The 7,799-nt window shown below is 51.5% G+C and carries 3 protein-coding genes; all 3 read right to left on the minus strand.

Annotated features, from left to right (window positions below; genetic code table 11):
* Window positions 1-15: 15 nt before the first annotated feature.
* The 3 genes from IQ265_RS27970 to IQ265_RS27980 are packed head-to-tail and all read right to left on the minus strand — an operon-like array spanning window position 16 to window position 7,229.
* On the minus strand, window positions 16-2,520 hold the full coding sequence (locus tag IQ265_RS27970) for a CHAT domain-containing tetratricopeptide repeat protein (protein WP_194055135.1): 2,505 nt from the start codon (window positions 2,518-2,520) through the stop codon (window positions 16-18).
* The gene (locus tag IQ265_RS27975) at window positions 2,504-5,545 is read right to left on the minus strand and encodes a filamentous hemagglutinin N-terminal domain-containing protein (protein ID WP_194055133.1); all 3,042 of its coding nucleotides are present in this window, start codon (window positions 5,543-5,545) and stop codon (window positions 2,504-2,506) included. Before IQ265_RS27975 ends, IQ265_RS27970 begins: the two co-directional genes overlap by 17 nt.
* A 55-nt stretch (window positions 5,546-5,600) precedes the next feature.
* Window positions 5,601-7,229: a ShlB/FhaC/HecB family hemolysin secretion/activation protein gene (locus IQ265_RS27980; RefSeq protein ID WP_194055131.1), complete on the minus strand. Its 1,629-nt coding sequence runs from the start codon at window positions 7,227-7,229 to the stop codon at window positions 5,601-5,603.
* Between the last annotated feature and the right edge of the window lie 570 nt (window positions 7,230-7,799).

The following is a 7,799-nucleotide window of genomic DNA, read 5'->3' on the forward strand; positions in this document are numbered from 1 at the left end:
CAAGGAAATGTAATGCTACTCCGCTGCACCAATCAGAGTGAATGCTGCCCAATCGGTAGGGTTGGGGTGGGTTGCCATGGTGGTAAGCATGGCCTGGCGAAGTGCTTGGGCCTTGTCTTGGCCCTGCTGTATCTGGCGATAAAACTCGGTCATAAGGTCTGCCGTAGGAGCATCGGGCACCGACCATAGGGAGACGACGACGCTAGAGACACCGGCTGCAATCAAAGAACGGGAGAGGCCAATCACCCCATCACCGGTAATGTCGCCCAGACCAGTATCACAGGCGCTAAGAACGACTAATTCGGCATTTAAGTCGAGGTTCAGAATCTCAGCTGAGGTAAGCAGGCCATCTTCGTCGCTATCAGGGGTGAGGGCGATCGCGCCCGGCACGTCGCTTACCCCAGAATTTTGGGGATTGCCATATTCCAGCAGCCCGTGAGTAGCCAGATGGATGAGGCGGGCGGTGCCTGCTCGCTGCTTGACAGTGCCCTCCAAGGCATCGGCTCCGGTCAAGGCCTGGGTATTAAAGAAGCTGGCAATGCGGGTGGCCTCCTGGTGAGCACCAGCTAGCGGCGAAAGCGGCTTTGTCTGTCCAGATTGGGCATCCCACACCTCTGGCATAATCGGGTTCCCGACGATAAGCATGTCTTCTGCCGTGAGGGAGCGATCGCGCCTCATCCTGTTTTCTTGCTGTTGAGTCAGAGCTAAGACCTGAATGGAAGGAGCACTCAGCACAGTGTGGTGCTGAATTAGGTAGTTTCCGCTGCTGTCGATCAGGGCCGGAAACGGTACTAAAAACAGATCACCCTGAGGAACAAACACTACTTGATCTTCAGGTGTTGCAGGTAGCAGATCTTGGATGGGAGCGATCAGCAGCTGATGCAGAACTTTCAAGTTCTCTGTAGCTTCTGAGGGGATGACTTCGGCAGTTACAAACCCCCCTCGGCTGCGCTGGCCGATCGCACTGTGGGCGGTTTTAACCAAATCTTCGAGCCGATGCTGAGGATCGATGGGGCTGCGGCGGAAGTGAACGGTGCCATTGGGCTGGACAACCCAAATATAGATTTCAGCGGTGGTGCCTCGCAGCTTGCCCTGATGGACAAACTCGTTGTCGGGAACCAGAGAATATTCCACCAGCGTAGCCTTTTGGCGGCGGGCGATCGATTGAAGCTGATTCAGAGAAATGGCCTCTGGATCTAGTTGCTGCTTTTCAGTCAGCAGGGTAGTGAAGGCGCGCGATCGCCCCTGTTCCGAGGCTTGGAGAGCAGCTTCCTCTTGGTCTTGCTCAACCAGTACCTGCTGAAGCAGGTTATAGGTCATAGCTTGGGTGTCAAAGACCGAAACTTGCTCAGCGTCAGTACTGAGGGTACTGCGAATGGAGTCTAGTAGGGCAATCGCGGCATTGAGGTCTGTGGCTGCCTGCTGAAACCTGGCTGTCGCATCAGTCGGTGCGCCGCTGGTTCTTAGGGCTTTGCCCCACTCCAAAAGGGTGTGGGCTTTGTTATTAAGGGTCATCGCTATATCTGGTTTAGAACCGACCTGTTGAAACAGTTCACTGCTGCGATTATGAAAGCCCAGGGCCGTTTCAAACTGCTGGAGTTTTTCGTGGGCTAAGCCCAGATGAGAGGCATTTTTGGCGGCTAGCCACAGATCGGGGATTTGCTCGGCCAGAGATAGCGCCTGGCTCCAGTGCTGGAGGGCGGCCTCGTAGTTGCGCTGATAGCTGAAGTAGGTTGCCCCTAAGTTTGTCAGGGCGTAAGCCTGGCCACGCAAATCGTTGAGGGAGGTGGCAATCGCCTGACTATCCTGGTAGTAGCCCAAGGCCTCAGCGTAGTTACCCTGGTCTGCATTGAGCGCCCCTAAGCTGGCGAGAAGAATTGATTCTGCTGGACGGTTTTGTATACCTCTAATCAAGTTCAGGCTTTGCTGGTAATTAGCATCGGCGGTGACGTAGTTGCCCAAGACTTGATAGATTTGCCCCAGGTTGATTAAGGCTTCGGCTTCGCCAAGGGCGTCTTGGTGGGTACGGCGCAGGCTGAGCACTTGCTGCTGTACTGACAAAGCTTCGACATAGTTGCCGGTCATTCGGTGTGCCAGAGCCAGATTGCTCCAGGCGGCAGCTTGCCCCTGCCAGTTGGTGTCTTCAGCAGGGACATCTAAGAGGGGGCGAAGATGGGCAATCACCTGGTCGTACTGCCGCAGCTTGAGATAAACCGCTCCCAAGGCTTCACGGGCGGTTCTGGCTCCAGTTGAGTTTTGGGCAGCCTGGTATTGGTCTAGAGACTGCTGCCACAGTCCAACTGCCTGTTCAAAGTTCTGGTTTTGATAGGCATCCCAGCCCTGCTGATAAAGCTGGTCTGGGTTGACTTGGGCAAGTCGTGGGGCAGGCGGCGATTGAGAGAGGGTGGGAATCGTGGCTATTGCTGGAGGGTTAGCAACGGTCACAGACAGAAAGGCTGGGAGCAGGGCGATCGCTAGCGGAAGGCGATCGCACCTAACAAACTTAAGGAGTCTCTTCATCTTGAGCCCCAACTGATGGTGTTTCAGGAGCCGTTGAAGCCTGACATTCTTCTGGAGCTACTTCCTCTACAGACAATACCTCATTAGAGTCAAATATCTCACAGACATCATCTTCATTTTCACTATCTTCTTCCTCAGGGTTATCTAAGCTATCAGAAGAGGCTAAAAGAGCTGAGTTCCTAGTCAGAGAAATCTCAGGGTTGATACTATTATCACGAGGCACCTGAGGCGGTTCATATTCTATTCCTAATACTGCTGCCCCTATTCTAGTATCAAGATCTCGTACAAGTATCATTCCTGCACTTCCACTTACAGTTTCAGGAAAACGGTTAGATCTAAAAACCAGCGGAGAGTAGTCTTGAACTCGAATCGCAATTACTGGTTCAGCGTTAAAAATTTCAAAAAGAGGTAAATCAGTTCGAAATGCAAAGCTATTATTTCCAGAATTTTGCCTCCTGGCAACACTAGGGCCAATGACAAACTGACCTTCTCCGTTACCTTGTATTGAAATTCTAGTTCTAGATTCTATGTTCTCAGAATTTTGAGAGGTTAATCCTTGAACACTGGCAGGATCCAATTCAACAGCCCGCCCTGAATGGGTAATTTGAATCCTTGCGTTCGGGTTATCAGTCGCAACTATACTAACAGGTATACCAGAAGTATCATTGAAAACGAACCTCCTTTGAGAACCTGGCTCAGTGCTGATTAAAAGAACTTTTGTAGAACCTTGTGGAGTAATATCATTCGGAGGTCTTGCGATGAACCTGTTGTTGCTATCAATAAATACATGCCCAGAGGGACTCACAAATTCCTCATTTATTTCGCCATTACTTTTTAATAGGTTTTGGCTCATCAAAAATGACTTGACATCAGCATTTTCGGGCAAATCTAGGTCGAGTGTCGGTGGAGGAGCAGAGCCTTGCAAATCAAAACGTTCTATCTCTCCCGTAGCTTGAAAAAGCCCTTCTGCATCAATTACAATAACTCCGGGCCCTGAACTGATCGCAGAAACTTGAATATCCCCCTCCTGAGATTCTATGAAAACGCCGTCGCCACCTCCATTAGTAATGGACTCAGTCTTGATACTGCCTCTTGCATATAAACCAATTGTTCCATTAGAATTAATGTCTCCTACTGAAATTGTTGAGTTAGAAGAGATCCGAATTGAATCTCCAAAATTATCTGCATTAGAGAGGTTTCCAGCCGTGACAGCAGCCCCGGAAATCGTCAAGCTTCTACCTGGCGTAGTAATTGACTGAGTTCTATCCATACGGAAAGAACCCATTCCGTTCCCGTCTGCATCCGCCCGAAACCAAATAGAACAAGAAGGGCTGCTGCAAGCTGAAAAGGCTAGTGACAGGCCATTATCAACAGTAATGTCATTGGTCGCTTCAAGAATGATATTTCCAGGTTGGCTAGTCAGTGTAGTAGCGCGTACGGTAATGTCATTTCCTAATGAATCATTCGCAAAAATATCGGGTAATTGACTATCTACCCCACTAGTACTTGGCTCATCTGCAATTCTGATATTTCTTGGATCAAGCAATAAAGTACCTGCTGCACCGTTAGCAGCACTCATATTTGCGGTGCCATCATACACTAAAGTTTCATGCCCAGAGACCTCAGCAAAACCACCATCGCCGGAGGCAACACCACCCCCGGCACTAATAGCGCCATAAAACCTGGTAGCGTCGTCTGCCCAAACAATGACGCGTCCCCCATCGCCTTCTGCCAACGCATCTGCCGCAATAGTTGAACCCGCACCAACATACGTCTGCTCAGCATTGGGCACCGTCCCCTGCCCACGATAGTCGCCGCCTACTCGCACAGTACCGCCCCCAGCGCTGCCAGAAGCTTGTAAGGTGGCATCCAGCAGGGCAACACGATTTCCTAACACATCAATGGTGCCACCCGTACCGCCAGGGGCCGCATCCGATGCGTCTAGCGTGCCTGACGCAATTGTAGTGCCCGCTTCCGTAGGCAAAATAGTGTTCGTAATGGCTAATCTAACTACGCCATTGTCAACAACTAATCCTAAATTTTGCGGTGCACTGGCGCTTGAGAGCAGTTCTGGAATTTCTATCGTGTTTAGAGCCTGTACTTCGTTGTTCAAATTATCCTGAACTTCGACAGGAAGCTCTAAGCTCAGTAAACTTCCTTCCTGGGTAATGCGTACTAAATTTTCACCGGGAACTGAGGCAATCGTGATTTTCCCTCCGGGGGCATCAATCGTTCCCGTGTTCACAACAAAGCCGCCTAGCAAGGTTACGCTTTCTCCGCTTAGGTTTCCTGCATTAATCACTGTGCCTGGTGAACTATTGGCAAAAGCAAATCCGCTGGGTGCAGCTACCAGATTGGCGTAGTCATCAGTCCCCAGAGCGTTGAACCAGTAATCACTGAGCTGAATTGCACTTGCAGTTGTAGCCGTAAACGCACCTGGCACAATCACCTGAGCATTAGGGCCAAACACAATCCCTGCTGGGTTCATGAGAAACAGGTTAGAGTTGCCTCCTGTCACCTGAAGCAGACCATTAATGACTGACGGGTCACCGCCAACAACTCGACCCAAGATATTTTGAATAGCAGGATTAGAAAGAAAGTTCGCTACCTGCCCAGCATCGAGACCTAGCTGTTCAAAGCTATGAAAAAGATTGGCACCCGTTTGAGTACCACCAGTAATATCAAACGTGTTACCCGTTTGCGTGACCACGCTGCCCGTCCCATCTGCCGCCGCCTCAATAGACTGAGCTAACAGCACCTCTGATTCTCTAGAGCCGCTAAACTGCGGTGCCGCTGAGATAGTAGGACTGGTAGCTGTTGCTGATATCCTGCCCGCTGTTGACACCGTTTGCGGGCTGACCTGGGGCATAATGCCGTCGCTAGTGGTTGATTGCTCAATACTTGCCTCAACAGGAGCCGCTTGCCCCGCCGCGATGCTTGCCAACGCCAGCGCCGTTATGGCGACAGAATGACGGCTAGAAAACCTAATCAGCTGTTGAATCAAAGAGGCATTTGGACGAGTCATAGATAAAGACCTCAAAAATGTAGCGGATTGTAGCGACGGCCCAGCGGGCCAGAATTTAGAATTCGTAGCGCACGTCGAAATGCACCTTGAGCCCGGAAGGGCGATCGCCTGGTACTTCGTTTAATCGCACCAGAGGTACCCCCAAATCCATCCGAGCCGTTAGTCCTGGAGCTGGGTTTAATAAAAATCCGACTCCCGTTCCCGCAATCAAGTTTTGATAAAAGGCTTGGGCAGGCACCGGGCTATTGTTCCACACGTAGCCCACATCAAAGAACGGAATCACCTGGGCAATTGGCGACCCGTCCTCCTCCTCACGCACTAACGTAATCCGATCCTCAATTGAAAACCGCAGGCCGTTGTCCCCATAGCGAGCGTTTTGGTAGTAGCCCCGCACCGACTGGCCGCCTCCCACAAAAAACTGCTCTGAGGTAAACAGGCGATCAGGGGTGAGCTGTAGGTCAGCGGTAGCAATCAGCAAATGATCTGGACCCAGCACCTGCACTCGCTGGGCCTGACCCAGCCAGCTAAAGAAGGTTTCATCTTCTCGGGTAGCCTGACCGCTAGTCTCACCGCTGGCGGTGCCAATGTCGAACTGCGATCGCAGTCCCCAGGCCCCAGTCGGGTCGCGCCGCGTATAGTCCTGACCAAAGGTGAAGACGCTACTGCGAGTCGCCGGGGTGACGGTTCCTAGAACAACTGTCGAACCATCCCGATAGCGGTAACCCAAGGACAGGGCGAACTCCTCTCGCAGGCTGCGCATTAACGGCTGCCGCACAGAGACCTCGTAGATATTGGTAGAGCCATTAATACCCAAGGCAAAGCCAGGCTCTTGGGGGTCGGTAATGCGAAAGTTGTTGGGCGCTACCCGCAGAGTTACCGTACCGTTGGTCGGGCTAATTGGCACCTGATAGCTCAAATCGTAGACCTGCGAACCGCCGCTGGTTGAACGGTAGGCCGAGGCAATCAGCCTGTCGCCCAAGCCAGCCAGGTTTAGGTATTGCAACGTAGCCCCGGTCCGGTACTCTCCCACACTGCGGGGAGATAAGGTATCGACTCCAATGTTTCCAGAAAAGCGATCGGCCTCCTCCACAGTGACTATCAGCAGGGTTTGCCCCGGCACTGTGCCTGGCTGTAAGCTACCTCGCACTGTCTCAAACAGAGGATCCGTGGCTAGTAACCGCAACTGTTCTTCTAGCTGTAGCTGGTTGAGGGGAGTCTGCGCCCCTAGCCCAATTCGACTGCGAACATAATCAGCCAGTTGATTGGTGCCCTCCACCTGAATAGCTTCTAGCCCTCCCTCGATCACCTGAATCTCAACGATTCCAGCTTCGATTGTTTGCTCTTGGAGCACTGCCTGCGAGGTGATGTAACCTTCGCTGAGATACAGCTGGGTCACCGCATCTGCCGCAGACTGCAGATCAGCCACGCTCAAAGGCCGATTCTCATAGGCTTGCACCACCTGATCCAGAGCTTCGGCACTAAACACCGTGCTGCCAGTCACCACAATCTCGCGCACCTGAATCTGCTCTAAGGATGGAGCTTCTCCCTCGGGTAGAACGGGCGTTTCCGGTGGAGCGATCGGTTCCAGCTCCTCAGGCGTAGCCTCAGGCAAAGGCTCAACCGGCAGCCCAGGCTCTGGGAGACGTTCTTGTCCAGGGTTGACCTGGCTTACCCACTGGGCCATAGTGGCTTTAAAAGTAGGCGCTTCATCCATCTTCCGCTGGGTCGTTTCAGCAGTAAGAGCAGGGGATGATAGCGTTAAAAAGATACTTAAAAATGATGCTTGAGTCAATAAAAACGAAGCTGGGGGCTGCTGAAAGCCGCAAAAGCTGATCTTTATTTGCATATACTAGCTTTCAGGAAATGAAAATTAGGGACATAAGCATACCCAAAACGTTCTAATTACAACGGGTTCTAACCACGAGTTACCAAAGGACTCCGTAATCCTACGGATTTAGAGTAATGCAGAATATATCCTAGAAAATGTAGGAGAGTAAAAAGCTTGATCAAAATCTTTATGTTTGACTCCACTGTTTGTAAATTATTTAGTAGTTGGCCACCACGGTGAGGGTGGTCTGTTGCGCAGAACCCTTAGAGTAAGAGACATGACGAAGCATCTGAGCACCAAATGGCGGTACTAACAGGTCGCTAGGTGCGGAAAGGTTTTCCGCTAGCTCAGAAGGACGAATAATCAACTTTATTTACCGAACGCAGTAGTCGCTACTGGGTTTCGGCCTAGGCGGGTCGTGAAGGA

The organism is Nodosilinea sp. LEGE 06152 (genome assembly GCF_015207525.1).
Taxonomy (GTDB): Bacteria; Cyanobacteriota; Cyanobacteriia; order Phormidesmidales; family Phormidesmidaceae; genus Nodosilinea.

Bases quoted from the DNA above. Each gene is read 5' to 3' on its own strand.
- IQ265_RS27970 (WP_194055135.1), bottom strand. From the start codon at position 2,520: ATGAAGAGACTCCTTAAGTTTGTTAGGTGCGATCGCCTTCCGCTAGCG.
- IQ265_RS27975 (WP_194055133.1), bottom strand. From the start codon at position 5,545: ATGACTCGTCCAAATGCCTCTTTGATTCAACAGCTGATTAGGTTTTCT.
- IQ265_RS27980 (WP_194055131.1), bottom strand. From the start codon at position 7,229: ATGGCCCAGTGGGTAAGCCAGGTCAACCCTGGACAAGAACGTCTCCCA.